28 protein-coding genes are annotated in these 22,714 nt (G+C 60.6%); 13 read left to right on the top strand and 15 right to left on the bottom strand.

The window, feature by feature from the left end; translation table 11 throughout:
- Positions 1-4 precede the first annotated feature (4 nt).
- The 7 genes from FIU93_RS06165 to FIU93_RS06135 form a co-directional block, all read right to left on the bottom strand.
- Positions 5-211: a hypothetical protein gene (locus tag FIU93_RS06165; protein WP_023002523.1), complete on the bottom strand. Its 207-nt coding sequence runs from the start codon at positions 209-211 to the stop codon at positions 5-7.
- Between the two features lie 37 nt (positions 212-248).
- Positions 249-1,760: an AMP-binding protein gene (locus FIU93_RS06160; protein ID WP_152505080.1), complete on the bottom strand. Its 1,512-nt coding sequence runs from the start codon at positions 1,758-1,760 to the stop codon at positions 249-251.
- Between the two features lie 35 nt (positions 1,761-1,795).
- Positions 1,796-2,677: a 3-hydroxybutyryl-CoA dehydrogenase gene (locus tag FIU93_RS06155; protein ID WP_023002521.1), complete on the bottom strand. Its 882-nt coding sequence runs from the start codon at positions 2,675-2,677 to the stop codon at positions 1,796-1,798.
- 138 nt (positions 2,678-2,815) lie between these two features.
- Positions 2,816-3,748 (bottom strand): FAD-binding protein, encoded by a 933-nt coding sequence (locus FIU93_RS06150; protein WP_055660182.1) that lies wholly within the window; start codon positions 3,746-3,748, stop codon positions 2,816-2,818.
- Between the two features lie 23 nt (positions 3,749-3,771).
- Positions 3,772-4,521: an electron transfer flavoprotein subunit beta/FixA family protein gene (locus FIU93_RS06145; protein ID WP_023002519.1), complete on the bottom strand. Its 750-nt coding sequence runs from the start codon at positions 4,519-4,521 to the stop codon at positions 3,772-3,774.
- Between the two features lie 324 nt (positions 4,522-4,845).
- Positions 4,846-5,544, bottom strand: coding sequence for a hypothetical protein (locus FIU93_RS06140; RefSeq protein WP_152505079.1), 699 nt, complete (start codon positions 5,542-5,544; stop codon positions 4,846-4,848).
- Positions 5,544-6,056, bottom strand: a complete 513-nt coding sequence (locus FIU93_RS06135; RefSeq protein ID WP_023002517.1) for an RNA polymerase sigma factor — start codon at positions 6,054-6,056, stop codon at positions 5,544-5,546. The genes FIU93_RS06140 and FIU93_RS06135 overlap by 1 nt, the downstream gene beginning before the upstream one ends.
- A gap of 133 nt (positions 6,057-6,189) precedes the next feature.
- Here FIU93_RS06135 and FIU93_RS06130 point away from each other — a divergent pair, with 133 nt between their 5' ends.
- Together FIU93_RS06130 and FIU93_RS06125 are read left to right on the top strand one after the other, a co-directional pair.
- Entirely contained in the window at positions 6,190-6,951 is a 762-nt protein-coding gene (locus FIU93_RS06130; protein WP_152505078.1) for a hypothetical protein, read from the top strand.
- A gap of 21 nt (positions 6,952-6,972) precedes the next feature.
- A complete protein-coding gene (locus FIU93_RS06125) occupies positions 6,973-7,383 on the top strand; it encodes an RT0821/Lpp0805 family surface protein (protein WP_209010293.1) in 411 nt (136 codons plus the stop codon).
- A 37-nt stretch (positions 7,384-7,420) separates the two neighbouring features.
- Here FIU93_RS06125 and FIU93_RS06120 read toward each other — a convergent pair whose 3' ends face one another.
- The 5 genes from FIU93_RS06120 to FIU93_RS06100 are packed head-to-tail and all read right to left on the bottom strand — an operon-like array spanning position 7,421 to position 11,169.
- Entirely contained in the window at positions 7,421-8,113 is a 693-nt protein-coding gene (locus FIU93_RS06120) for a rhomboid family intramembrane serine protease (RefSeq protein ID WP_152505077.1), read from the bottom strand.
- A gap of 32 nt (positions 8,114-8,145) precedes the next feature.
- Complete coding sequence (locus FIU93_RS06115; protein WP_023002513.1) at positions 8,146-8,721, bottom strand: cob(I)yrinic acid a,c-diamide adenosyltransferase; 576 nt, start codon at positions 8,719-8,721, stop codon at positions 8,146-8,148.
- 40 nt (positions 8,722-8,761) lie between these two features.
- A complete protein-coding gene (locus FIU93_RS06110) occupies positions 8,762-8,959 on the bottom strand; it encodes a twin transmembrane helix small protein (RefSeq protein WP_023002512.1) in 198 nt (65 codons plus the stop codon).
- A 52-nt stretch (positions 8,960-9,011) separates the two neighbouring features.
- Positions 9,012-9,884 carry an SDR family oxidoreductase gene (locus tag FIU93_RS06105; RefSeq protein WP_077291387.1) on the bottom strand — a complete coding sequence of 291 codons (873 nt, stop codon included), beginning with the start codon at positions 9,882-9,884 and terminating at the stop codon, positions 9,012-9,014.
- 46 nt (positions 9,885-9,930) lie between these two features.
- A complete protein-coding gene (locus FIU93_RS06100) occupies positions 9,931-11,169 on the bottom strand; it encodes a ubiquinone biosynthesis hydroxylase (protein WP_055660189.1) in 1,239 nt (412 codons plus the stop codon).
- Between the two features lie 134 nt (positions 11,170-11,303).
- On the opposite strand from FIU93_RS06100, the gene tesB reads away from it, so the two are divergent.
- Entirely contained in the window at positions 11,304-12,170 is an 867-nt protein-coding gene (gene tesB, locus FIU93_RS06095; protein ID WP_023002509.1) for an acyl-CoA thioesterase II, read from the top strand.
- Between the two features lie 199 nt (positions 12,171-12,369).
- Here tesB and FIU93_RS06090 read toward each other — a convergent pair whose 3' ends face one another.
- From FIU93_RS06090 to FIU93_RS06080, 3 genes are all read right to left on the bottom strand, one after another.
- Positions 12,370-13,593 carry a GTP-binding protein gene (locus FIU93_RS06090; RefSeq protein WP_152505076.1) on the bottom strand — a complete coding sequence of 408 codons (1,224 nt, stop codon included), beginning with the start codon at positions 13,591-13,593 and terminating at the stop codon, positions 12,370-12,372.
- A 144-nt stretch (positions 13,594-13,737) separates the two neighbouring features.
- Positions 13,738-14,103 (bottom strand): hypothetical protein, encoded by a 366-nt coding sequence (locus FIU93_RS06085; RefSeq protein ID WP_055660196.1) that lies wholly within the window; start codon positions 14,101-14,103, stop codon positions 13,738-13,740.
- Positions 14,104-14,285: 182 nt separating this feature from the next.
- Positions 14,286-15,647 (bottom strand): D-alanyl-D-alanine carboxypeptidase family protein, encoded by a 1,362-nt coding sequence (locus FIU93_RS06080; RefSeq protein ID WP_209010292.1) that lies wholly within the window; start codon positions 15,645-15,647, stop codon positions 14,286-14,288.
- 446 nt (positions 15,648-16,093) lie between these two features.
- Between FIU93_RS06080 and FIU93_RS06075 the strand changes: the two genes are divergently transcribed.
- Genes FIU93_RS06075 through ureG form a run of 10 tightly spaced genes read left to right on the top strand, consistent with a single transcriptional unit; the run spans position 16,094 to position 22,695 of the window.
- Positions 16,094-16,948 carry an urease accessory protein UreD gene (locus tag FIU93_RS06075; RefSeq protein ID WP_152505075.1) on the top strand — a complete coding sequence of 285 codons (855 nt, stop codon included), beginning with the start codon at positions 16,094-16,096 and terminating at the stop codon, positions 16,946-16,948.
- An 18-nt stretch (positions 16,949-16,966) separates the two neighbouring features.
- Positions 16,967-17,269, top strand: coding sequence for an urease subunit gamma (locus FIU93_RS06070; protein ID WP_006936842.1), 303 nt, complete (start codon positions 16,967-16,969; stop codon positions 17,267-17,269).
- 23 nt (positions 17,270-17,292) lie between these two features.
- Positions 17,293-17,598 (top strand): urease subunit beta, encoded by a 306-nt coding sequence (locus tag FIU93_RS06065; protein ID WP_023002504.1) that lies wholly within the window; start codon positions 17,293-17,295, stop codon positions 17,596-17,598.
- Complete coding sequence (locus FIU93_RS06060; protein WP_055660200.1) at positions 17,595-18,017, top strand: lysozyme inhibitor LprI family protein; 423 nt, start codon at positions 17,595-17,597, stop codon at positions 18,015-18,017. Before FIU93_RS06065 ends, FIU93_RS06060 begins: the two co-directional genes overlap by 4 nt.
- The gene (locus tag FIU93_RS06055) at positions 18,017-18,448 is read left to right on the top strand and encodes a lysozyme inhibitor LprI family protein (RefSeq protein WP_055660202.1); all 432 of its coding nucleotides are present in this window, start codon (positions 18,017-18,019) and stop codon (positions 18,446-18,448) included. The genes FIU93_RS06060 and FIU93_RS06055 overlap by 1 nt, the downstream gene beginning before the upstream one ends.
- Before the next feature lie 36 nt (positions 18,449-18,484).
- Positions 18,485-20,197 carry an urease subunit alpha gene (ureC, locus tag FIU93_RS06050; protein WP_023002501.1) on the top strand — a complete coding sequence of 571 codons (1,713 nt, stop codon included), beginning with the start codon at positions 18,485-18,487 and terminating at the stop codon, positions 20,195-20,197.
- 33 nt (positions 20,198-20,230) lie between these two features.
- On the top strand, positions 20,231-20,836 hold the full coding sequence (locus FIU93_RS06045; protein WP_152505074.1) for a glutathione S-transferase family protein: 606 nt from the start codon (positions 20,231-20,233) through the stop codon (positions 20,834-20,836).
- Positions 20,833-21,357: an urease accessory protein UreE gene (locus FIU93_RS06040; protein WP_152505073.1), complete on the top strand. Its 525-nt coding sequence runs from the start codon at positions 20,833-20,835 to the stop codon at positions 21,355-21,357. The genes FIU93_RS06045 and FIU93_RS06040 overlap by 4 nt, the downstream gene beginning before the upstream one ends.
- A complete protein-coding gene (locus FIU93_RS06035; RefSeq protein WP_286202408.1) occupies positions 21,260-22,081 on the top strand; it encodes an urease accessory protein UreF in 822 nt (273 codons plus the stop codon). Before FIU93_RS06040 ends, FIU93_RS06035 begins: the two co-directional genes overlap by 98 nt.
- Positions 22,078-22,695, top strand: a complete 618-nt coding sequence (gene ureG / locus FIU93_RS06030) for an urease accessory protein UreG (protein ID WP_023002497.1) — start codon at positions 22,078-22,080, stop codon at positions 22,693-22,695. Before FIU93_RS06035 ends, ureG begins: the two co-directional genes overlap by 4 nt.
- Positions 22,696-22,714 lie beyond the last annotated feature (19 nt).

Below are 22,714 nucleotides of genomic sequence, written 5' to 3'. Positions count from 1 at the left end.
GGGATCAGGCGCTGACGTCTACCCGTCCGCCGAGACCTGGAGGTGGTGTGGCCTGTTGAGCCTGAAGATTGTCAGCCCCTTGCTGCAGCAGCGCCACCAGATTGGCGTCCTGCTGGGCGGCCATCTTCATCATCTCTGTCTGAAGCGTCTGGGCTGTCTGTGCCTGGGTCTGCGCAACGAATGTCGTGGCAATGCCAACGCTGTCCATCATTAACTCCTGAGGTTGTGGCCACCCTAACCCCCTACCCTTAATCAGGTGTTAACGAATGTCGGTGCCCCTCCCGCAAGACACTGCGCCGGACCTTGCCGGACGGTGTGCGTGGCAACTGTTCCAGCACCTTGTAGACCTTGGGACGCTTGTATTCCGCCAGGTTTTCTGCCGCATGAGCGGCAAGACGGTCGGCATCCAGTTGTCCGGGGAGGGCCGGCACCACGAAGGCCGTTATCAGGCTGACACCTTCGCGCGCAGGCACCGCCGTCACGGCCACTTCCTGCACCTGCGGGTCAGCTGCCAGCACCCGCTCCACTTCTTCGGGAGCGACCCTGTAGCCGAAAGCGTTCATCAGATCGTCAGCACGGCCTTCGTACCAGAAATAGCCGTCTTCATCCGTACGCGCCCTGTCGCCGGTCAGGAACCAGTCGCCCCTGAATGCGGCCGCCGTTTCCTCGGCACGGTTCCAGTATCCCAGCATCAGTCCCGGTTCATCCCTGTGAACAGCCAGAAGCCCTGTCTCCGTTCCGGACACCGGCACCGGCGTGTCATCCAACTCGCTGAGAATGGAAACCTTCCGGCCTTCCTGGGGTTTGCCCGGGGAACCCGGCTTTACCGGAACGCTGGGGCTGCTGGAGAGATAGGTGGAGATCTCGCTCATGCCGAGCGCTTCATAAAGTTCGCGGCCGGTGCGTTCCCTCCACTCCCGATAAAGACTTGCCGGAAGCGCTTCTCCGGCCGTCAGGCCGTGGCGAAGATCGGGAAAGGAGGCGGGCGTAACAGCGCCATACTTCAGGATACGCCGGAAGAGACTGGGCACGGCCGCAAACAGCGTCGCCCTTGTGTCTGTCATCAGTTCCGGCCAGAGGTCCGGGTCTCGAGGCCCGTCATAAACAACACTGGTCGCACCATTGGCCCAGGGGTCCATCAAGCCGGCACCCAGCGTATAGGTCCAGTTGAATGCTCCGGCATGAAGCAGCCGGTCGGAAGCGCCGATGCCATACCAGCCGGAATACATGGGCCGGCGCGCACTGGCGGCGCGCTGCGCATGCAAGACGCCCTTCGGCGTGCCGCTGGTACCGGACGTATAGACAAGAAAAGCCGGGTCGTCAGCGTGGGTCTCCGCAAAGTCTCCCGGCTCTGCCTGCTTCAGTTCGACCAAGGCCTCTGGACCCAGCAACGTCGCGCTGCCCGCGTTCGGCAGCACAGTATGCCCGTCGTGCAGCACCATCCGGGCCCCGCTATCGGCCAGGATCGCGTCAGCTTCGGATGCAGTAAGTTGGGAAGACGTCGGGATCGGCACGAAACCACCCGCAATCGCCCCGAAGAACGCCAGCGGAAAATCACTGGAGTGACCGATCCTGAGAAGGATACGGTCACCGGGCGAAAGATCCGTGGCGCGCAAACCCGCGGCAACCGAAAGAACGACCCGCGTCAGCGAGCCATAGCTCCATGTTTCCAGAAGGGCGCCACTGGCCCCCACCAGTTCCAGCGCCGTCTTGCCCGGGTCCGGGGTGGCGCTGGTCAGGCAATAGCGGGCTAGGTTCATCGTTACCGGGGCTTCTGCGGTGGCTGGCGAACCGATTACCGGGTCGGAACCGGGTGCTCGCCGCGGTAATCATAGAAACCGCGTTGGGTCTTGCGGCCGAGCCAGCCTGCTTCAACATATTTCACGAGCAGCGGGCACGGACGATATTTGGTGTCCGCCAGACCTTCGTAAAGCACCTGCATGATCGACAGGCAGGTATCGAGACCGATGAAATCCGCAAGCTGCAGCGGCCCCATCGGATGGTTGGCCCCGAGACGCATGGCCTTGTCGATGGAATCAACAGAACCGACGCCTTCATAGAGCGTGTAGATTGCTTCGTTGATCATCGGCAGAAGGATACGGTTGACCATGAAGGCCGGGAAATCCTCTGCGACGGCAATCTGCTTGCCGAGACGGACGCAGAACCCTTTCGAGGCTTCGAAAGTCTCGTCTTCAGTGGCTATCCCGCGCACCAGTTCGACCAGTTCCATGACCGGAACCGGGTTCATGAAGTGGATGCCGATAAAGCGCTCCGGACGATCGGTCGAAGCGGCAAGACGCGTGATCGAGATCGACGAAGTGTTGGTCGCCAGGATCGCTTCGGGCTTCAGGATCGGGCAAAGCTGCGAAAAGATCTTGCGTTTGACCTGCTCGTTCTCGACGGCGGATTCAATCACCAGGTCTGCATCACGCAGAAGATCGAGATCTTCGGCTGCCTTGATGCGATCCAGCGCAGCATTGCGCTCTTCCTCGGTGATCATGGACTTGGACACCTGGCGCGCCAGGTTGCCGTTGATCGAAGCCAGGCCGGATTCGATCCGTTCCATGGAGAGATCGCTCAATCCCACGTCGAAGCCCGCAAGTGCACACACATGCGCAATGCCGCTGCCCATCTGACCAGCGCCGATTACGCCGACTTTCTTGATTTCGACTGCCATCCTGAAAATCCGATCTTTAGAAAACATCCCGATTGGACGGGTTGCGGCTATTTTTGGCAAGTCTTGCGCCGAACAGCAAGAACCCCGGAGCGAAAACTGTCATTCGCTCCGGGGTCCGTGATCAATTTGCCGCAGGTCTTACTCGACGGCAGCCTTCAATTCCGGCAGCACGTCGAAGAGATCCGCCACGAGGCCATAGTCCGCGACCTGGAAGATCGGAGCTTCCTCGTCCTTGTTGATCGCAACGATCACCTTGGAATCCTTCATGCCGGCAAGGTGCTGGATGGCACCGGAAATGCCGCAGGCAATGTAGAGATCCGGAGCAACCACCTTGCCGGTTTGGCCGACCTGCCAGTCGTTCGGGGCGTAGCCCGCATCGACGGCGGCGCGCGATGCGCCAACCGCCGCGCCGAGAGCATCGGCCACCGGCATGATGACTTCCTGGAACTTCTCGGAAGAACCGAGCGCGCGGCCGCCGGAGATGATGATCTTGGCAGACGTCAGTTCCGGGCGGTCGGACTTGGAAAGCTCCTCGCCGACGAATTCCGAAAGACCCGAACCGTCCGTTCCCGCAACGGTTTCAACAGCGGCAGAACCGCCTGCTTCCGCTGCCGCGAACGTGGAGGTCCGCACGGTGATCACCTTCTTGGGATCGCCGGATTTCACGGTCTGGATCGCGTTGCCAGCGTAGATCGGACGCTCGAAAGTATCCGCGTCGACAACAGCCGTCACGTCGGAGATCTGCATCACGTCCAGAAGGGCTGCGACGCGCGGCAGGGTGTTCTTGCCGTTGGCGGTTGCCGGGGCAACGATCGCGTCATAATCGCCTGCAAGGCCGACGATCAGATCGGCGGTCGGCTCGGCCAGCTGGTGCTCCAGCGCATCGCTTTCAGCAAGCAGAACCTTGGCGACGCCGGAAAGCTTGGACGCGGCATCCGCAACGCCTTGAACGCCCTTGCCGGCGACCAGCACGTGAACGTCGGCACCAAGAGCGACGGCAGCCGTCAGGGCCTTTGCCGTGGCATCGCTCAGTTCGCCACCGGCGTATTCGGCCACAAGAAGTGTTGTCATGTTTTATCCTCCTGCGACGGGTCTTAAAGGACGCCGGCTTCGTTCTTGAGTTTGTCGACCAGCTCGGAAACGGAACCGACCTTGATACCGGCCTGGCGCGATGCCGGCTCGGTGGTGGTGACAACGGTGAGGCGCGGCGTGGTGTCGACACCAAAATCGGCCGGAGACTTTTCGTCGATCGGCTTCTTCTTCGCTTTCATGATGTTCGGCAGGGACGCATAGCGCGGCTCGTTGAGGCGCAGGTCCGTGGTCACGATGGCCGGCAGCTTCAGCTTCACGGTCTGCAGGCCGCCATCCACTTCACGGGTGACATCGACAGTGCCGTCGCCCAGATCAACCTTGGAGGCAAACGTGCCCTGGCTCCAACCAAGGAGGGCTGCCAGCATCTGGCCGGTCTGGTTGCAGTCGTCGTCAATCGCCTGCTTGCCGAGGATCACGAGACCCGGCTCTTCGGCTTCGACGATCGCTTTCAGGATCTTCGCGACTGCCAGCGGCTCGGTGGTGTCGTCGGTCTTCACCAGAATGCCGCGGTCGGCGCCCATGGCAAGGCCGGTGCGCAGCGTTTCGGTGGCCTGTTGCGGCCCGACGGACACGACGATCACTTCACTCGCCTTCCCCGCTTCCTTCAGCCGAAGGGCTTCTTCGACGGAGATTTCGTCAAACGGGTTCATGGACATCTTGACGTTGGCAAGATCGACGCCAGAACCATCCGCCTTCACACGGACCTTCACGTTGTAGTCGATGACCCGTTTTACGGGTACGAGGATCTTCATTTGGTCTCAACCTCTTGCTGGGCCGGCTTTCACCGCACCGCATTATCCGGCTCTCTGCCCTCATGACGCTAGGTTACAAACGGCAGAATTGAGCCAATCGTGGCGCATGGCGGGGGACGGTACTGACCGACACGGCACCTGTCAATTGCGGTAAAAGGTCTAAGGCGGCAATTTGCCGGGCTTGGAAAAACATGCGTCGCAATGATGATAGTTCGGCAACGCAACAATGCGTGGAAAACCGGGGCTCAGTACAAAAAAGAAACCGCGCACACCTGTTACGGCAACACGCGGCGACTTCTCTGTTTTCCTGGTGCCGGTCCCCGGTCAGATGCCGGGGGTCTGCGGCGAGAACTTGTCGGACACCGGTTCGGCGAACACGGTCACCCAGGTGCCGTTCTCGTCCCGGCAGGCCGTGCCACGAATGGAAAGGTCCAGCCTGCTGAAGGTGGTCTCGCGAAGGTACTCGCGGCACCAGTGCCCGCTCTTGCTGCGGTAGGTCTTGATCGGTGTCAGGATCTCGCGCCAGTCGCCTTCCTGCCCAACGAACACGGGCTCGCCGCTGACTTTCGTTTCCAGCGCTTCCTGGACGGTCTGTGCCAGGAGCATCCGCTCAGTTTCCATATGTGCTGCAAGAGAAGACACGGCACTGTCCATCCGCGTCTGCATCCAGTAGGTGGTAAAGCCGAATGTGCCGGCAACCATCACAAGTGCGGCGGCGATCTGGATCAGCACGCCTGTCCAGGACGCATGCGCGTGACGGGGCGCAGGACCTTCGCGCTTGGCGAATTCCTTTTCGATGAGTGCTTCGAACCGTGCCATTGATTCGTCAGGCACCGGCGCGGCAACCGCTTTTTGCAGAATGGTATTGTCCTTGGACATCTGCTCCAGCAGATCATGTCCGCCACCTGTCGCCTCGATCCGGCGAAGCAGAGCTGCACGCTCCTCTTCCGAACCTTCCTCGTCCAGGATCTTGCCGATATCCTTTGCAAGCACGATCTGTTCGCGCTTTTCATCAAATGTCATCACATACCCCCTGGCATGCTGCGCAGCCTGACGCCCTGCGGGGCATCGTTCGTGTCCAGCCACTCGCGCAGTTTCAATCTTGCGCGGGCAAGCCGGCTGGTTACCGTTCCAATCGGAACACCGAGTTCATCCGCCACATCCTTGTAGCTTCTGCCCTCAACGGCGATCTTCAGAAGGACCTCGCGGTTGTCTTCTTCCAGCTCGCCAATGAAATCCTGCACTTTCTGGAGTTCCAGGCTGTCGGCGGCGGCTTTCGCGCCGTCGTAGCTTTCCTCGAAATCCAGCATGGCAAGGTCGAAAAGCCTGGCCCGGTTTGCGGTGTCGCGAACCGAATTGAAGTACAGATTCTGCAAAATCCGGAACATCCAGCTGTCGAGCCGGGTGGCCGGATCGAACTGGTCGAGCGATCGGATTGCACGTTCGCATGTCATCTGCACCAGATCGTCTGCCTGATCCGGATTCCGGCACAGCCTTAAAGCAAAACTCCTCAGCTTCGGGAGCAGACGGATCATCTCCGTCTTTAACGTATCTTCAGGCAAGGAGTTCTCCGCAAAACCGCTCTCAGCGAGACAACACGTAAGGAGACCTTTTGATCCCGACTTTTTTTAGACTATCTTCGGGAAGAACAAAGATTGCCCAGGTGTTATGCGTGCGAAGGTCGTAAAACCGCTCTCGTCGACCGCCAAAAACCCCTTATTACGAATTGAATCGCATCAGATGAAACGCGCCCGCCAGATTACATTGCAAGACCGCCTCTCTGCGATGTTTCGCATACTGCCGGGTGTTGCAGCTGCGGCAATGATGTTCTCTCTTGTCTACTTCAGCCCCTTGTTCGACATGAAGGACAGCATTGCCGCGGCCGCAGATTCGCATGGTGATCGCGGCAGTCGCAGCGAACGCGGTGACCGTGGAGGCCGCAGCGAACGTGGAGACCGCGGCGGCGACAGCGGAAGCAAGAGCTCCGGTGGTGACAGCGGTAGCAAGAGTTCCGGCGGTGATAGCACCGGTGGCAGCGGTTCCGGTGGCGGCGACACAGGTGGCAGCCGTTCGGGCGGCGGCGACTCAACTGGTAACAGTTCGAGCAGTAAAAGCTCCACCGGTAACAGTTCGGCAGGAAACAAATCGGCCGGAAGAAGCTCGGAAAGCAAAGGCAACTCCGGTCGCAGCGGAGGCTCCTCTTCTCCTTCCTCTTCCCGCTCTTCGTCGGGTGGATCGTCATCCGGCGGTTCGTCGTCTGGCGGTTCGTCAGAACGAACTTCTTTTAGCTCTGCCACACAAAAGTCCGGTTCAGGCGGTTTTTTAGATCGCATCTTTGGCGGGCGTCAGTTTAATGGTGACAGCGAGCCTTCTGGTGGGTCCCTCAGCGCGCGGGAAGAACGGGAGGCTATCTCCAACGGCTGGCAATAGATCCAAGAGGCGGGATCGGAATTGATTTTTCGTGGGTTTCACGTTCCGAAAGGGACGTTTTTTCTGTTTTTTTTGGCAAATATCCTAACAGGCTGTTCCGTAGTGTCAGTGCAGGACACGCTTGTCTCCCTGCAGGAACCCGCCGCGGCGGAAACCCGCAAACCGGCTTCAAAGCTGCAAGCATCGGATAAATACCGGGCTGAAAGCACGCTTCAAGCTGCGCTGGAGAAGTCTGTTTCCGGCAAAGACCGGAGCTGGAGAAACCCCTCGAGTGGGGCGAGCGGCACAATTACGCCCCTGAAAACCTGGAAAAATACGTCCGGCGACTTCTGCCGCTCCTACCGCGAACGGATCAAGCTGGCTGACGGTCGAATGATCAGCCGCCGGGGAGTCGCCTGCCGCACCGCCGATGCTGTCTGGAAAGCAGCCTAGTTTCCTGACCGGTCCGCATTCTTTTTGAAAACTGTGCCTAGGCGATGTTTCGGTCGAACAGGGGCACACCTCTGCGCCGGAAAAACAAGATCAGCACGGCCCCCGCCGCCATGCCGCCGATATGCGCGATCCAGGCGACATCGCTGTCGGACGCAATCACGGCATTGACGATCTGGTATAGGATCCAGCCGCCGAGCAACCATCCCGCGGAAAGGCGCAAGGGTATCCGGCCCAGTGCCAGCACCCACACCTTCACCCGCGGGTGCAGCATCAGATAGGCGGCAACAACGCCTGAAACGGCGCCGGACGCCCCGATCAACGGCACATCTGAATTGACGTCGATGGAGGCATAGGCCAACCCGCCGGCTATCGCACACAGCAGATAGAAGACCAGGTAACGCAGGTGCCCCATGGCATCCTCGACATTATCGCCGAACACCCACAGGAACAGCATGTTGCCGATCAGGTGCATGTAGCCGCCATGGAGGAAGGCATAGGTGACCACTGACATCCAGTCGGGCAGCATCTGCAGCTCCGGCGACAGATCCCGGATATCGAACAGGACAACCGGGATAAGGCCGAAGGAATAGGAGGACGCGGCCACCGCCTGCTGGGACCCTGCACCCTGATACAGAAGAAAGATCAGGATGTTGGCGGCAATCAGGAAAAGGTTCACAAAGGGGCGGGGAACATGGACCAGCCGATTGTGATCGTGAAGGGGAATGAACATTCAGCGCCAGGCCTCCGGCAAGGGGAACTGACCTAACGGTTCTGTCCAGGCACCCAAAGAACGTCCTGCTCACCCTTTTCATTCAGGTACCGCGAGGCAACGAAGAAATAGTCCGACAGGCGGTTCATGTAGCGCACGGCAGCGGGATTGATCTGCTCGCGGGCTGCCAGTTCCACCATCAGACGTTCTGCCCGGCGCGAGACAGTGCGGGCCAGATGCAGGTAGGCAGCGGCAGGACTGCCACCCGGCAGCACGAAGGAACGCAGCGGCTTGAGCTCCGCATTGAGGACGTCAATCGCCTGTTCGATCGCCGTGACCTGGGCGTCGGTGATCCGAAGCGGCTCGTACCCAAGGTCCTCACCCGTTTCCGGTGTTGCAAGATCGGCCCCCAGGTCGAACAGGTCGTTCTGGATCCTGCCGAGCGACTGGTCGACCTCCGGCGCAGACTGCCCGGTCTGAAGGCGAATCAGACCAACCACGGAGTTGGTCTCGTCGACGGTCCCGTATGCCTCGATCCTGAGGTCGCTCTTTCGGCGCCGTTCTCCGGAACCCAGCGCAGTCGTGCCGTCGTCACCCGTCTTCGTGTAGATCTTGTTCAGAACAACCATTGTGCCCCCAGTTCCTCCAGTAGTGTCCGGTTATCTTGTCTTAGTGGCCGGTTCCGAAAAAGTAGAGACCGCCCATGACCAGGACAATCACCAGAAACTGAAGGCCGACACGCCAGCGCATCAGGAGCTGCGAGCGGTTAGCCGGCCCGTGACGGAACATGTTCCAGATGCCGAGCAGCAACACGAGTGCAACCGCGGCGAGGCCGACGGGAATGAGAAAGTTGATCAGATCTGCCATTTCGTTTTCCTTGTTTCACCACTCTCCGGCGCAGCCACCTGTCGGCAGGCAGCTATTCCTCGCCGTCGGCAGCCCAGATGCAGAACCGGTCGAGCAGACTGGTCGGCAGCACCCGTTTGGCCACCGCCATGACGGTGGTCGGAATTGTTACATGATAGCGCGCTTTCGGCCGATTTGCTTCCACCGCATGCACCAGCCGTTTGACCACGGCCTCCGGCGGCAGCTTGAACGGCCCGGGCTCTCCCGCCTCCATCCGGATGCGGCGCTTTTCGTAGGTCTTACGATGCCGTGACGCCTGCAGACCATCCTCGCCGATCCAGCGCTGAAAATTCGCCAGTGCGTTTTGCGTGAACCGGGTATCGATAGGACCGGGTTCGATCAGGCTGACGTGAATGCCGGTACCTTTCAGTTCCTGGCGAAGCGTGTCCGAATAGGCTTCAAGCGCGAATTTGGAAGCGGTGTAGGCTCCGCGGTACTTCAGTGCCACAAACCCCAGTACGGAGGAACACTGCACGATCCGCCCGGAACCGTTGGCGCGCATTGAAGGCACCAACCGGCGGGTAAGATCATGCCAGCCGATGAAGTTCGCCTCGAAAAGCGACCGCAGGGCTTCCGTCGGCAGGTCTTCCAGCGCACCAGGAACCGCATAGGCGCCATTGTTGAACACCGCGCTCAACGCACCATCGGTCCGCTGCAGAACTTCGCTTGCCGTCGCCTCGATGCTGTCCGGATCCTCATAATCCAGGCGGAAGGCTTCGAAACCAAGATCGCTCAACCCGTCAACATCCGCCTGGCTCCGCGCAGTCGGAAAAACACGCCAGTTGCGCCCGCGCATGATGTGGGCTGCCGAAAGGCCGATGCCGGAGGAACAGCCCGTAATCAGGATCGACCGGTGCGCGGAAAAACTCTCCGGATTGGCAATCATCAAATGGAAATCCTGCGGAGTGGAAGACGGTCCGATCCAACTCCTATCAGATAGGTTCGCCGGAAAGCAATTTCGGCACCGGCCCCGCAAAACCGGCAGCTTCCTTGATGAACTGCGTTTTCAGGCCCGGCATCCTGTCCACAATACCAAGTCCGAAATCGCGCATGGCGCGCAACACGTCATTGTCATTGGAAAACAGGCGGTTCAGTACGTCGGTGACAACGCCCATCTGGAACGTGTCGAACCGGCGCCAGCGCTGGTAGCGTTCCAGAACGTCGAATCCGCCGAGATCCTGCCCCAGACGGCGGGCATCCACCAGCACTTCGGCCAGTGCCGCGACATCCTTGAAGCCCAGATTGAGCCCCTGGCCCGCAATCGGATGAATGCCATGGGCGGCATCGCCGATCAGGGCGAAGCGCGGCTTGACGAAATCACGCGCCAGCTTCAGCCCGAGCGGATAGGCCCGGCGCGGACCGTCCAGCTCCAGTGTGCCGAGGTGATGCCCGAAACGGCGTTCCAGTTCCAGTTCGAAAGTAAAGTCGTCAGACCGCACAAGCCGGTCGGCGTCCGCTGTCTTTTCCGTCCAGACCAGCGACGACCGGTTGCCCGGCAAGGGCAGGATCGCAAATGGCCCGGCAGGCAGGAAATGTTCTTCCGCCCGGCCGTTGTGAGGTCGTTCATGCTTGACTGTTGTGACGATGCCGGACTGGCCGTAGTCCCAGTTGACCGTCCGGATACCGGCAAGGTCGCGCAGGCGGGAGCGCACGCCGTCGGCTGCAACGAGCAGCCGGCTTTTCAAAAGGGTCTCGTCTTCCAGCACCAGTTCGACGTGGTCTGGATGAGTGCGAAAGGTTTCCGCGGTTCCCGGTGCGAAAAAACTCACGCCAAGCGCCTTGGCCGCCTTGTAGAGCGCAGGCATCATCACGCCGTTCGGCATCATGTGGGCAAAGGGTTCACCCTCCGTCGCCTCGCCGCCGAACGTCAGGAACACCGGGCGAACCGCATCGCGAAGCTTGCTGTCGGTGACGATCATTTCGTTGATCGGCTGGGCCTCGCCCGCAATCTTCTGCCAGATGCCGAGTTGCGACAGCATGCGTGAGGCAGCTGCCGCGATGGCTGAGGCGCGTGGATCCTTGTGGAGGTCTTCCATCGGCTTGGGATCGACCACGGCACAGGTGAGGCCGGCATCGCCCTGCTTCAACGCCACCGCCAGAGACAGGCCGACATAGCCGCCGCCTGCGATCACGACATCGAACATGTCCGGGACGCTTTTTTTCCTCGCCATCGTCTTCTTCTCCTTGCCTTCGGTTTCCCTAAAGGCATCTTGACTTTAACGTCAACTGCCGTCCAAGAGTGCGGTGCCGGGGCTCCAAGCCTCGAACCAAATCACCTGCCGTCTATCTAACAGGGATCGCGCCGATGAACACGGCCATTGATAATCTTCTCCAGATTCTCGACCTGGAACCGCTGGAACGCAACCTGTTCCGTGGTCGCAGCCCGCAGGTCGGCTGGCAACGCGTATTTGGCGGGCAGGTGATCGGCCAGGCGCTGGTTGCCGCCTCGCGCACCGTGGTGGAAGACCGTCACGTCCATTCCCTACATGGCTACTTCCTGAGGCCCGGCGATCCGTCAGTCCCCATCATCTACGAAGTCGACCGCATCCGCGACGGTGGCAGTTTCACCACCCGGCGCGTTGTCGCGATCCAGCACGGCGAAGCGATCTTTTCCATGTCCGCCTCCTTCCAGGTGCATGAAGAGGGGCTGGAGCACCAGATCGACATGCCGGACGTTCCGACACCTGAAGATCTGCCCAGCGAACAGGAACTGAAGGAAAAATTCCTGTCGATGGCCCCGGAAAACATCCGCCGCTACTGGGAACGCGAGCGGCCGATCGAGATGCGCCCGGTCGACATGACCCATTATTTCAGCAAGAAGCCCCTGCCACCGCAGCAGTATGTCTGGGTCCGGGCGACGGGCCCACTGCCGGACGACGAACGCATGCACCAGTGTGTCCTCGCCTATGCTTCCGACATGACGTTGCTGGACACCTCGCTGTTTCCCCATGGCACGTCCGTCTTCAGCCCGAAGATCCAGGCCGCCAGCCTGGACCATGCCATGTGGTTTCACCGTCCTTTCCGCGCCGACGACTGGCTGCTTTACGCCACCGACAGCACCTCATCTTCCGGCTCACGCGGGATAAACCGCGGATCTCTGTTCACCAGGGACGGGGTCCTGATCGCCTCAACCGCCCAGGAAGGACTGATCCGCCTGCGCAAGAAGGACTAACTTTCCGAGACGATGGTGCTGTCACCGCTGGCTGCTACTCAAAACCCCAGAGCCTCATCCTGAGGAGGGCCTTAAGGCCCGTCTCGAAGGATGGGCCACTTGTTCCTGTGGGTGCCGCCCATCCTTCGAGACGCCGCTTCGCGGCTCCTCAGGATGAGGGATCCCATTGGAGAGCGCCGGGGTATTGCAGACCTGCCGCCTACCTCACTGGACTGGTAAAACCCGACACCGCCAACGGATTGTCGATCAGGGCCTGGTGATCCGGCGTATCGGGCAGCAAGGCGCCCGAAAAGGCCTCGAACATGCGCCTGACAAACCCTTCCGGCAGGTCCTTGGTGATGAACACCATGCGGGTTCTGTGATCCGCGTCCGGCCAGGCCTCCAGTGTCGCGGGCGGATGGAAGACATGCTGGACACCGTGGATGACAACCGGTCTTTCCGGATCCTCGGCCAGCTGCACGATACCCTTCACCCGAAGCAGTTTCGGTCCGTGCGCCGAACGCAGCAGATCGAGGAACATTTCCAGCGCGGACGCCGGAACCGGTCGATCAGTCGACAAGGTAAAGGCCCGGATGGCATCGCTATGCCGGTTCACGTCATGAGCATGGGCATGGTCGTGGCCGTGGTGATGCCCGTGCGAATGGCCATGTGCATGATCGTGGCCGTGACCGTGATGGTGGCCATGCTGCTGGTCTTCGTAGGCTTCCGCATTCAGCCAGGCAGCCACGTCCGGGATCTTGCTCTTGGGATCATAAAGACCGGCGTTGAAAAGATTTTCCACCGTTGCATCATCCGCCTGGGCGTCCAGCCGGCGGGCGCCGGGATTGAGCTGCTGCAAACGCTGCTTGAGGGCGTCGAAAGAGGCCCGCGCCTCTTCGCCTTGAACGAGATCGGTCTTGGTGAAGACCAGTCGGTCGGCAACAGCGGCCTGCTTGCGCGCTTCTTCGTGATTGTCGAGGGTCGACAGACCGTTGACCGCGTCCACAAGCGTGATCACGCTGTCGAGCCGGTAGCGCATCACCAGATAGGGATGCAGCATGACCGTGTGCAGGATGGGCGCCGGATCCGCCAGACCCGTCGTCTCGATGATCACCCGGTTGAGCCTGTCCATGCGGCCGTTATCCAGTCGGCGCAACAGGTTTTCGAGCGTCGTGACAAGATCGCCGCGAATGGTGCAGCACAGGCAACCGGAGGCAAGCTCGACGATGCCGTCGCCGGCCTGATCGACAAACAGATGATCGAGCCCGATCTCGCCGAATTCATTGATGATGACCGCTGTGTCCGCCATCGACGGGTCCTTCAGGATCCGATTGAGGAGCGTTGTCTTGCCTGACCCCAGAAACCCGGTCAGGACTGACAGGGGAATGGGGGGCTTCGGACCCTTGGGTTTTTGTCCTTCGGCAACCGATGTCGGCGAGGCCATGGTATCTCTCCAGATGCATTCGCCGGTCCTTGATCGGACCCGGCGGACTTTCCGCAGACACATAGGCAGAAAGGCGGGTCAGCGCAAATGCTGGTCCCGCCACGTCGGCTTGTTCAGTTGGAAAAACGTCCGGCTGACGCCGAATCACCCCGCGTTGAGGATGATGTCTTCTTCTTCGGAGGCCGCTTCGGCGTCCTTCTTGTCGAGGGCGACAATTTTCCTGTCGGCCTCGTCCTCGGACAGATCCATCGGGGTCAGATCCTGGACGATGTCCGCTTCAGACGCTTCCAGTTCGGCTTCCACGTCTGTGTCGCTGTCGGCTTCGAACTCGAAGTCGTCGAGTTCCTCTTCCGCCTCGACATCAACCACGAGCCGGACAGCCTCCGCCGCCTTTCGCAAGGTGGCGATCACATGGTCGACCGAAACCCCTTCCTCCAGTTGATTGGCGGAAAGTTCCGCAAGGCTGGCCAGAGCCTTGATGGTGGCGGTGGATCTCGGTTCAATCATCATGCGATCTCTCGACCTGTTGTACCGGCATATTCTGTGCCGCAGTGGCATTTCGAGGTCCGGCAGGGAGCACGCCTTTGCCAGAAAAATGCTTACTGCAGTGTTAAGGAGTAGCGTAAATAAAAGGTTAACTCCGTTTACCGCAACGCTACATCATCGGCACCGTCAAAGATCTGGAAATCGAATTACTTGCGAGGACTTGGGGAAGGAACCGGAACGGTGAAATCCAAACCCTTGCGGAAGATCGATCCGGGTGAAGATTTCGAAAGTTCAACCGCGGCTCCCGGGCGTGACACGGTATCGCCACCCTGCGGAATTGCGCCTGCGGTTTTGGCATTGGCCGTCAGCTGCATCTTCGCCCGGATTTCGTTTTCTGCCCGCCGCACGGGATTGGCGACCGGCAACGGTACGTCTTCCGCGGCAATATCCTCGCCCGCGATGGCTGCGACCGCTTCGCTGGCGGCACCGGCAGGAACGGTGCCCGGGCTGACGGAAGGCGACCCTTTCGGGTTGCCGAGGCCGACATCCAGCGGACGGTAGGCAATCCGGCGGGGGCCGAGCGTACGGTCAAGGATCTTTGCCCAGTCCGGTTTGCCGTTGGACAGCTTGAAACCGCTGTCGTCGAGCTTGTCCTCATCGGACTTGTTGGCCTTGGCGAAGAACAGGAACCCGCCCTGCTTTTCCTTTTCCATGTCAAACCGGGCCATGTAGCCCTTGGGACCCGGGCTCTTGTTGCGCCGGCAGTAACCGTCGGCCGGCGGATTGCCGCTGGTGCCCGAAAGGCTCGTGATGCTACGGCCGCCGCGCTTGCGGAACCCTTCGTCAAAAAGCTGGCGTGCAAAGGCGGTGCGCTCCAGACCGGAACCCGCGCCAAGAATAATCGCGATCAAGGTCTTGTTGCCGCGCGTCGCGGAGGCGGCAACATTGTACCCGGAATTGCAGATGTAGCCGGTCTTCATGCCGTTGGCGCCGGGCACGCGCAGCAGGAATTCCCGATTGGCCGACCGCAGGGTCTTCTTGCCGAAGCGGATCCCCGGGTGGTCATAGTAGTTTCGGGATTCCGGAAAGTCCCGGCGCAGCGCCAGGGCCAGAATGGCAAGGTCCCGCGCCGTGGTCACCTGCCGGTTGTCTGGCAGACCATGCGGATTGTAGAACCGGGTATTGGACATTCCCAGGCGCTGAGCTTCCGCATTCATCATGGCGATGAAGCCGGCTTCAGATCCCGCGATCGACTCGCCGAGCGCTACCGCAACATCGTTGGCCGACTTGATCAGAATGATCTTCAGCGCCGTGTCGACAGTGAACCGCGTCCCGACCTTGAACCCCATCTTGCTGGGTGGTTCGGCCGCGGAGTTCTTGGACTGCACGACCGCGCTGTCGAGCGAGGCGCGGCCGTCGCGGATCGCCTTGAAGGTAACATAGGCCGTCATGAGCTTGGTGAGTGAGGCCGGGTACCACTTGCGCGTGGCGTTTTCCTGCTCGATCACCGCGCCGGAACTCGCGTCGATCAGGACATAGGCACCTATATCCGCCCGTGCCTGGCTCATGGCCAGACTCATCACAAGAGCGGTTACGGTCAGACAAACGGAAGTCAGGCGGCCAATCGGGCTCAAAAACACGGTTTCCCTCGCTCGTCATCCAGCGGATGACACGTCGCAATTGGGCAATGGCAGTATGAATAGCTGCTGTCTTCTTAAAAAACCGGAACATCGGCGCGAGAGCAACCCCTTCCTCAAATCCACTCCACGCCAATCTTTCTTGCAATTGCCTTATTTTTGAGCAACTTTTGCGAGCAGGCATTGATAAGCTGCGGGAAACAGGGACTTTTTTCGCCGGTGTCGTCTTGCCTTTCTACTTGCCGGCCTTGGCCCGGCTCTTGCTAAGATTGCCGAGGGCATATTGCCCATTGCGGCCCGGCGACGGTCTGGACCAATTTGAACAGATGTGAAAAATAACAATGACTGAATGAGCCCGCAGGGGGGGCGGTCAAGCAATGTATGATGCTGGTCTGGCATCAGAAACGGGCGGGAAAGCCGTAGTTCTGCAGCGCGTGAAAGGCATCGGCAAGGTGCGTTTTTCGGCGCCGGATGGCAAAACCCGTCTGATCGATCTGTATCAGAGCGGGTCGGCCAAGGTTCGCCTGCCGAAGGTCTATGATACCCCTGCAACAGCCGTTCTCATCAACACCGCCGGTGGTCTCACCGGAGGTGACCAGCTCGACTATGAAGTCGGCGCTGACGCCGGTGTACACGTAATTGTGACCAGCCAGACGGCCGAACGTGCCTACCGCAGCCCGGGCGGCACCGCCCAGGTGAGCGGCCATTTCACGGTCGGACCCGGTGCGACCCTGGAATGGCTGCCCCAGGAAACCATCCTTTTCAACGCCTCGCGCCTTCGCCGCACGCTGCAGGCGGACCTGGAAGGTGACGCAAGGCTGATGATGGTCGAATCCTTCGTCCTTGGCCGAAAGGCGATGGGCGAGCAGGTCAAGTCCGTATTCTACCGCGACAGCTGGCGCATCCGCCGGGACGGGAAGCTGGTGTTTGCCGACGACATCCGGCTGGATGGCGACCCGGCCGACGCGCTGACCGGCCCGGCTACGGCTGCCGGCGCCCTGGCCGCGGCAACCTTTGTCGATTGCTCCGCCGATGCCGAAGACAGGCTCGCCAGGGCAAGAGAGCTGATAGAAACATTGCCGGAAGGAACCGCCCAGGCGGCCGCCAGCGCCTGGAACGGCTTGCTGATAACCCGGTTTGTGTCCAATGATGGCCGCGGCTTGCGCACGGCCCTGATGTCGTTTCTCACCGGATACCGAATGACGGCGCTGCCGCGCGTCTGGTATTGCTGATTTGGAGGACTTTCTTTCATGAACCTGACGCCCCGCGAAAAGGACAAGTTGCTCATTTCCATGGCCGCGATGGTTGCCCGCCGCCGCCTGGAACGGGGCGTGAAGCTGAACCATCCGGAAGCCGTCGCCCTGATCACCGATTTCGTTGTCGAGGGGGCCCGTGACGGGCGCACCGTTGCCGACCTGATGTCCGCGGGCGCCAAGGTACTGACACGCGACCAGGTGATGGAAGGCGTGTCCGAGATGATTCACGATGTTCAGGTCGAGGCCACCTTTCCTGACGGCACCAAGCTCGTGACCGTGCACGAACCGATCCGCTGACCGCAATTTCCAAGGAGACGAGCATGATCCCCGGAGAACTGTTTCCCGCCGAAGGCGAGATCGAACTGAACACAGGCCTTGAGACCGTGACGGTGGAAGTCGCCAACACGGGTGACCGGCCGATCCAGGTCGGCAGCCACTATCACTTCTTCGAAACCAATGAAGGCCTGTCTTTCGACCGGGAAAAGACCCGCGGCATGCGCCTGGATATTCCCGCAGGCACAGCCGTGCGCTTCGAACCCGGCCAGTCCAGATCCGTGACACTGGTGCCTTATCGCGGCAGCCGCACGGTCTACGGCTTCAACCAGAAGGTCATGGGCGAATTGTGATCAGATCCGCATCATCTCTTTCGTTTTCGCTGATCGGGCTCGGTCTTCTGCTAGCCGGACCTGTCGCCGCGCAGGAAACACCCAACTGCGAAAATGCCATGACGCAGTCGGAGATGACCCAGTGTGCCAACATCGACTGGCTGAAGGCGGATGCGGAGCTGAACGCGGTCTACAGATCCGCAATGGAAAAGATGACCGAAACCGACGCTTATTTGCCGGAAGGGCTGAAAGGGGCGGTCGAAACATTGCGCGAAGCCCAGCGTGCCTGGATCCCCTATCGTGACAAGGCCTGCGACGCCTACGGCTTTCTGGCCCGCGGCGGAACCATGGAACCCATGCTGGTCTACGGCTGCCGCGCAGATCTGACCCGCAACCGCATCGACGAGCTGAGACAACTCAGTGAAGGTCTGGGGAATTGATGCCTGTGCGCGGTGTGACCCTTCCTGCTTTAGCCCTGTTTCTGGCCACCGCCGGCACGGCGGTTGCTGAGGAAGAGAAGGTCAACGACAACATCGACTGCGGCTATCCGCTGACCGAAGCCGAACGCAGCTTTTGTGCCGACAAGGCCTTGGAAGACGCTGACACGCGCATGAAGGAGGCCTTCGACCGGCTGCGTGCACGGCTGGTCGAGATCGATGCGGAATTGCCGGAGCACCTGAAGGGCGCCCCCGCCAGCCTCGATGATGCCCAGGCCGCCTGGAAAACCTACGCCGACAAGGATTGCACCGCCTACAGCTTCCCCTTCAGGGGCGGCACACGCGGCAACGAACTGTACCGGAACTGCCTGATCGTCCTCACCATGAAACGCACAGAGGATCTGGATGCGACGGTTGAGGACTACGCGAATTAAACACACCGATTTCTGATCGCCGATTGGAGACTAGATATGGCCTACAAGATGCCCCGCGCCGCTTATGCGGACATGTTCGGACCGACAACCGGCGACAGGCTGCGCCTTGCGGATACCGATCTCATCATCGAGGTGGAAAAGGATTTCACCACCTATGGCGACGAGGTGAAGTTCGGTGGCGGCAAGGTTATCCGTGACGGCATGGGCCAGTCCCAGGCACCCCGTTCCGCCGGCGCCGTCGACACGGTCATCACCAATGTGCTGATCATCGACCACTGGGGTATCGTCAAGGCCGATGTCGGGCTGAAGGACGGCCGGATCGTCGGCATCGGCAAGGCCGGCAACCCGGATGTCCAGAACGGTGTCGACATCATCGTCGGTCCCGGCACGGAAGCGATCGCCGGGGAGGGCAAGATCCTCACCGCAGGTTCGATCGATGCTCATATCCACTACATCTGCCCGCAGCAGATCGATGAAGCCCTGTGCTCCGGCGTGACCACCATGATCGGCGGCGGCACCGGTCCGGCAACGGGCACCAACGCGACCACCTGTACGCCCGGCCCGTGGCACATCACCCGGATGCTTCAGGCTGCCGACAGCTTCCCGATGAACCTCATCTTCGCCGGCAAGGGCAACGCCTCCCTGCCTGCCGCGCTGGAAGAGCAGGTGATGGCGGGGGCCGCAGCCCTCAAGATCCACGAAGACTGGGGCTCGACACCGGCGACTATCGACAACTGCCTGTCGGTTGCCGATGAATACGACGTCCAGGTGATGATCCACACCGACACCTTGAACGAGTCCGGTTTTGTCGAGAACACCACCGCTGCGTTCAAGAATCGCACCATCCACGCCTTCCACACCGAAGGGGCCGGCGGCGGCCACGCACCGGACATCATCAAGGTGGTTGGCGAACCCAACGTCATTCCGTCGTCCACCAACCCGACACGGCCTTACACGGTCAACACGCTGGAAGAGCATCTCGACATGCTCATGGTCTGTCACCACCTGCACAAGGACATTCCGGAGGACGTTGCTTTTGCCGAGAGCCGCATCCGCAAGGAAACCATTGCGGCGGAAGACATTCTTCATGACATGGGCGCGTTCTCGATCATCTCCTCCGACAGCCAGGCCATGGGCCGCGTCGGCGAAATCATCATCCGCACCATGCAGACCGCACACAAGATGAAGGTGCAACGCGGCCGCCTTTCGGATGAAACCGGCGAGAACGACAACTTCCGGGTCAAGCGCTACATGGCCAAGACCACCATCAACCCGGCCATCGCTCATGGCCTGGACGAGTACATCGGCTCGGTTGAAGTCGGCAAGCTGGCCGACCTCGTGCTCTGGGACCCGAAATTCTTCGGTATCAAGCCGGCGCTGGTGCTGAAGCTCGGCTCTATCGCGACCGCTCCGATGGGCGATCCGAACGGGTCCATCCCGACACCGCAGCCGGTACATTACCGGCCGATGTTCGCCTCCTACGGCAAGATGCTGACGCACAGCCGTGTCACCTTCGTGTCCCAGGCGGCCTATGACACCGGCGTCAAGCACAAGGCAGGTCTCGACAGCCTGGTACTTCCGGTCAAGAACACCCGTGGTGGAATCTCCAAAAAGTCGATGATTCACAACAACATGATGCCAAAGATCGAAGTGCATCCGGAAACCTACGAGGTGCGCGCCGACGGCGAACTGCTGACCTGCGAACCTGCCGAAGTGTTGCCGATGGCCCAGCGCTACTTCCTGTTCTAAGCTCCGCAAGAACGCGTTCGGGAGAGGAAAGGCATGTATAAGATCGTCGGATTTCCGCGGACCCGCGCCATGCGGGTAATGTGGCTGCTTGAGGAACTGGGCGAACCCTACGAGGTTGACCCGGCTCTGCCGCAGTCGGATACCGTCAAGGCGCTCAATCCAAGCGGCAAGGTGCCCGTGCTGGTCGACGGTGACGCCGTCATCACCGATTCCGTCGCAATCTGTACCTATCTGGCCGACAAGCACGGCCGGTTTACCTTTCCTGCCGGAACTCTTGATCGCGCCCGTCAGGACAGCATCACCCAGTTCGGTGTCGATGTGCTGGAAGGCGCGCTCTGGACCGCTGCGAAGAACACCTTCATCCATCCCGAAGATGTCCGTGTTCCGGCGGTCAAGGACGTCTGCCGGCTCGAATTCGAGCAAGGCCTGAAAACGCTGGAAACGCTGATCGGTGACGGCCCCTATGCCATGGGCGAAATCTTCACCATTGCCGACATCATCGTCGGGCACTGCTCCGGCTGGGCACTGGCCGCCAAGTTCGAGCTGCCCAAAGAAGGTCCGGTCTACGATTATTTCAAACGCCTCAGGGAGCGTCCCGCTTTCCAGGCCATGATGGCAAAGGTGATGGAAGCCGCATGATCCGCGTCGCGAAAATCCACAAGGCCGAAACTTGGACCGGCGATGTCACCGACCGGATCACGCTTGACCGGGAAGACCGGTATCGGCGCAGGGCAGTCCTGACCGGCGCAGCCGGGTTGACCTTCCTGCTGGATGAACCGATGGCGATCCATTTGCGCCATGGCGACGGACTGGAACTTGAAGACGGTCGGATCGTCGAAGTTCTCGCAGAACCTGAGGAAGTAGTCGAAATTCACGCCGACGACACCGCCCACCTGGTGAAGATCGCCTGGCACCTGGGCAACAGGCACCTGCCGACGCAACTCATGGGCAATACCCTGCGGATCCGGCGGGACCACGTGATTGAAGACATGGTGGAAAAGCTCGGCGGCCGGCTGACCAGGCTATCCGCACCCTTCGATCCGGAAGGCGGCGCCTACGGCCATGGTCGCACCCACGGCCACGATCATGGGCACGGGCATTCCCACGACCATCATCACGGGCACGGGCACGACCACGATTTCGGACATTCCCATGACTGAGCCCTCAGCTCCGCGACTGCCCCTGTCACCGCAGGCGCTCTACCGGCTACAGGCCTTTCTCTCACCGGCCTTTCCGATCGGCGCCTTTACTTACAGCCACGGGCTGGAACAGGTGATCGAGCAGGGCGGGGTGGCAAGTGCGGCGGAACTTGGCGTCTGGCTGCGTGAAATCCTCCGCTTCGGCGCTGGACGAAGCGACGCCATCCTGCTGAAGGAAACCTACAGGGCCGCTCTTGCGGGAGATCGAGCGACCGTTGACGAGCTGCGTGACCTGGGGCTGGCCCTGCAACCCTCCAGGGAGCGGCATCTGGAATCCAGTGCCCAGGGCAGCGCCTTTTTCAGAGCCGTGTGCAACAGCTGGATGCCGGAAGCGGGCACCGAGGCCGCACGCCTGTTTCACGAATTCGCGGGCGAGGAAAACACCTCCTGGCCTTACCCGGTAGTGCTGGGACTGGCAGCTGCGGCTCACGGCTTGCCGGTGGATGCCGCACTTCACTGTTTCCTGCATGCTTTCGCGGCCAATCTGATTTCCGTCGCCGTGCGGGTGGTACCGCTTGGCCAGAGCGACGGCCAGAAGGTACTGGCTGGTCTGGAACCGGTGATCTTCGAAATCGCAGAAGAGGCCGAGGCGGCAGGTCTTGACGATCTAGGCACCTCCACCTTCCTTGCAGATATCGCCTCCATGGCACATGAAACCCAGTATTCGAGGTTGTTCCGTTCATGACTTCCCAAAATGGTCCCTTGCGCGTCGGCATCGGCGGTCCCGTCGGTTCCGGCAAGACCACGCTGACCGACAAGCTGTGCAAGGCCATGCGCGACCGCTACTCGCTCGCCGTCATCACCAATGACATCTACACAAGCGAGGACGCCGAAGCCCTGATGCGCTCGCAGGCCTTGACCAGTGACCGCATTCGCGGTGTCGAGACCGGCGGCTGCCCGCATACGGCAATCCGTGAAGACGCCTCCATCAATCTGGCAGCGGTGGCGGACCTGACCAAAAGCATCCCGGATCTCGACCTGATCCTGATCGAATCCGGCGGTGACAACCTGGCCGCAACCTTTTCACCAGAGCTCGCCGACCTGACGATCTACGTGATCGATGTTGCCGCCGGCGAGGAAATTCCGCGCAAGGGCGGGCCGGGTATCACGCGCTCCGATCTCCTGATCATAAACAAGACCGACCTTGCGCCCTATGTCGGCGTCAATCTGGAGGTCATGGACCGGGATGCAAAGAAGATGCGCAAGGAACGACCCTTTGTTTTCGCCAATACAAAGGCGGGAGAGGGCGTCGAATCCGTGGTAGACTTCATCGTCCAAAAGGGTGGGCTGAACGCTTAAATCTTCGATGTTGATGGCC

It is taken from the genome of Labrenzia sp. THAF35, from assembly GCF_009363595.1.
Classification (GTDB): Bacteria; Pseudomonadota; Alphaproteobacteria; order Rhizobiales; family Stappiaceae; genus Roseibium; species Roseibium algicola.
This window is presented reverse-complemented; position numbering and strand designations above follow the sequence as displayed.

Excerpts from the sequence above, each read along its gene's own strand:
- FIU93_RS06100 (WP_055660189.1), bottom strand. The coding sequence starts at position 11,169 with ATGGCGAGGAAAAAAAGCGTCCCGGACATGTTCGATGTCGTGATCGCA.
- FIU93_RS06055 (WP_055660202.1), top strand. The coding sequence starts at position 18,017 with ATGCCTGTGCGCGGTGTGACCCTTCCTGCTTTAGCCCTGTTTCTGGCC.
- FIU93_RS06165 (WP_023002523.1), bottom strand. The coding sequence starts at position 211 with ATGATGGACAGCGTTGGCATTGCCACGACATTCGTTGCGCAGACCCAG.
- FIU93_RS06070 (WP_006936842.1), top strand. The coding sequence starts at position 16,967 with ATGAACCTGACGCCCCGCGAAAAGGACAAGTTGCTCATTTCCATGGCC.
- FIU93_RS06150 (WP_055660182.1), bottom strand. The coding sequence starts at position 3,748 with ATGACAACACTTCTTGTGGCCGAATACGCCGGTGGCGAACTGAGCGAT.
- FIU93_RS06130 (WP_152505078.1), top strand. The coding sequence starts at position 6,190 with ATGCGTGCGAAGGTCGTAAAACCGCTCTCGTCGACCGCCAAAAACCCC.
- FIU93_RS06080 (WP_209010292.1), bottom strand. The coding sequence starts at position 15,647 with ATGAGCCAGGCACGGGCGGATATAGGTGCCTATGTCCTGATCGACGCG.
- FIU93_RS06040 (WP_152505073.1), top strand. The coding sequence starts at position 20,833 with ATGATCCGCGTCGCGAAAATCCACAAGGCCGAAACTTGGACCGGCGAT.
- FIU93_RS06120 (WP_152505077.1), bottom strand. The coding sequence starts at position 8,113 with ATGTTCATTCCCCTTCACGATCACAATCGGCTGGTCCATGTTCCCCGC.
- FIU93_RS06160 (WP_152505080.1), bottom strand. The coding sequence starts at position 1,760 with ATGAACCTAGCCCGCTATTGCCTGACCAGCGCCACCCCGGACCCGGGC.
- FIU93_RS06045 (WP_152505074.1), top strand. The coding sequence starts at position 20,231 with ATGTATAAGATCGTCGGATTTCCGCGGACCCGCGCCATGCGGGTAATG.
- FIU93_RS06155 (WP_023002521.1), bottom strand. The coding sequence starts at position 2,677 with ATGGCAGTCGAAATCAAGAAAGTCGGCGTAATCGGCGCTGGTCAGATG.
- tesB (WP_023002509.1), top strand. The coding sequence starts at position 11,304 with ATGAACACGGCCATTGATAATCTTCTCCAGATTCTCGACCTGGAACCG.
- FIU93_RS06035 (WP_286202408.1), top strand. The coding sequence starts at position 21,260 with ATGGTCGCACCCACGGCCACGATCATGGGCACGGGCATTCCCACGACC.
- FIU93_RS06105 (WP_077291387.1), bottom strand. The coding sequence starts at position 9,884 with ATGATTGCCAATCCGGAGAGTTTTTCCGCGCACCGGTCGATCCTGATT.
- FIU93_RS06140 (WP_152505079.1), bottom strand. The coding sequence starts at position 5,544 with ATGACATTTGATGAAAAGCGCGAACAGATCGTGCTTGCAAAGGATATC.
- FIU93_RS06115 (WP_023002513.1), bottom strand. The coding sequence starts at position 8,721 with ATGGTTGTTCTGAACAAGATCTACACGAAGACGGGTGACGACGGCACG.
- FIU93_RS06135 (WP_023002517.1), bottom strand. The coding sequence starts at position 6,056 with ATGATCCGTCTGCTCCCGAAGCTGAGGAGTTTTGCTTTAAGGCTGTGC.
- ureG (WP_023002497.1), top strand. The coding sequence starts at position 22,078 with ATGACTTCCCAAAATGGTCCCTTGCGCGTCGGCATCGGCGGTCCCGTC.
- FIU93_RS06065 (WP_023002504.1), top strand. The coding sequence starts at position 17,293 with ATGATCCCCGGAGAACTGTTTCCCGCCGAAGGCGAGATCGAACTGAAC.
- FIU93_RS06110 (WP_023002512.1), bottom strand. The coding sequence starts at position 8,959 with ATGGCAGATCTGATCAACTTTCTCATTCCCGTCGGCCTCGCCGCGGTT.
- ureC (WP_023002501.1), top strand. The coding sequence starts at position 18,485 with ATGGCCTACAAGATGCCCCGCGCCGCTTATGCGGACATGTTCGGACCG.
- FIU93_RS06090 (WP_152505076.1), bottom strand. The coding sequence starts at position 13,593 with ATGGCCTCGCCGACATCGGTTGCCGAAGGACAAAAACCCAAGGGTCCG.
- FIU93_RS06085 (WP_055660196.1), bottom strand. The coding sequence starts at position 14,103 with ATGATGATTGAACCGAGATCCACCGCCACCATCAAGGCTCTGGCCAGC.
- FIU93_RS06075 (WP_152505075.1), top strand. The coding sequence starts at position 16,094 with ATGTATGATGCTGGTCTGGCATCAGAAACGGGCGGGAAAGCCGTAGTT.
- FIU93_RS06145 (WP_023002519.1), bottom strand. The coding sequence starts at position 4,521 with ATGAAGATCCTCGTACCCGTAAAACGGGTCATCGACTACAACGTGAAG.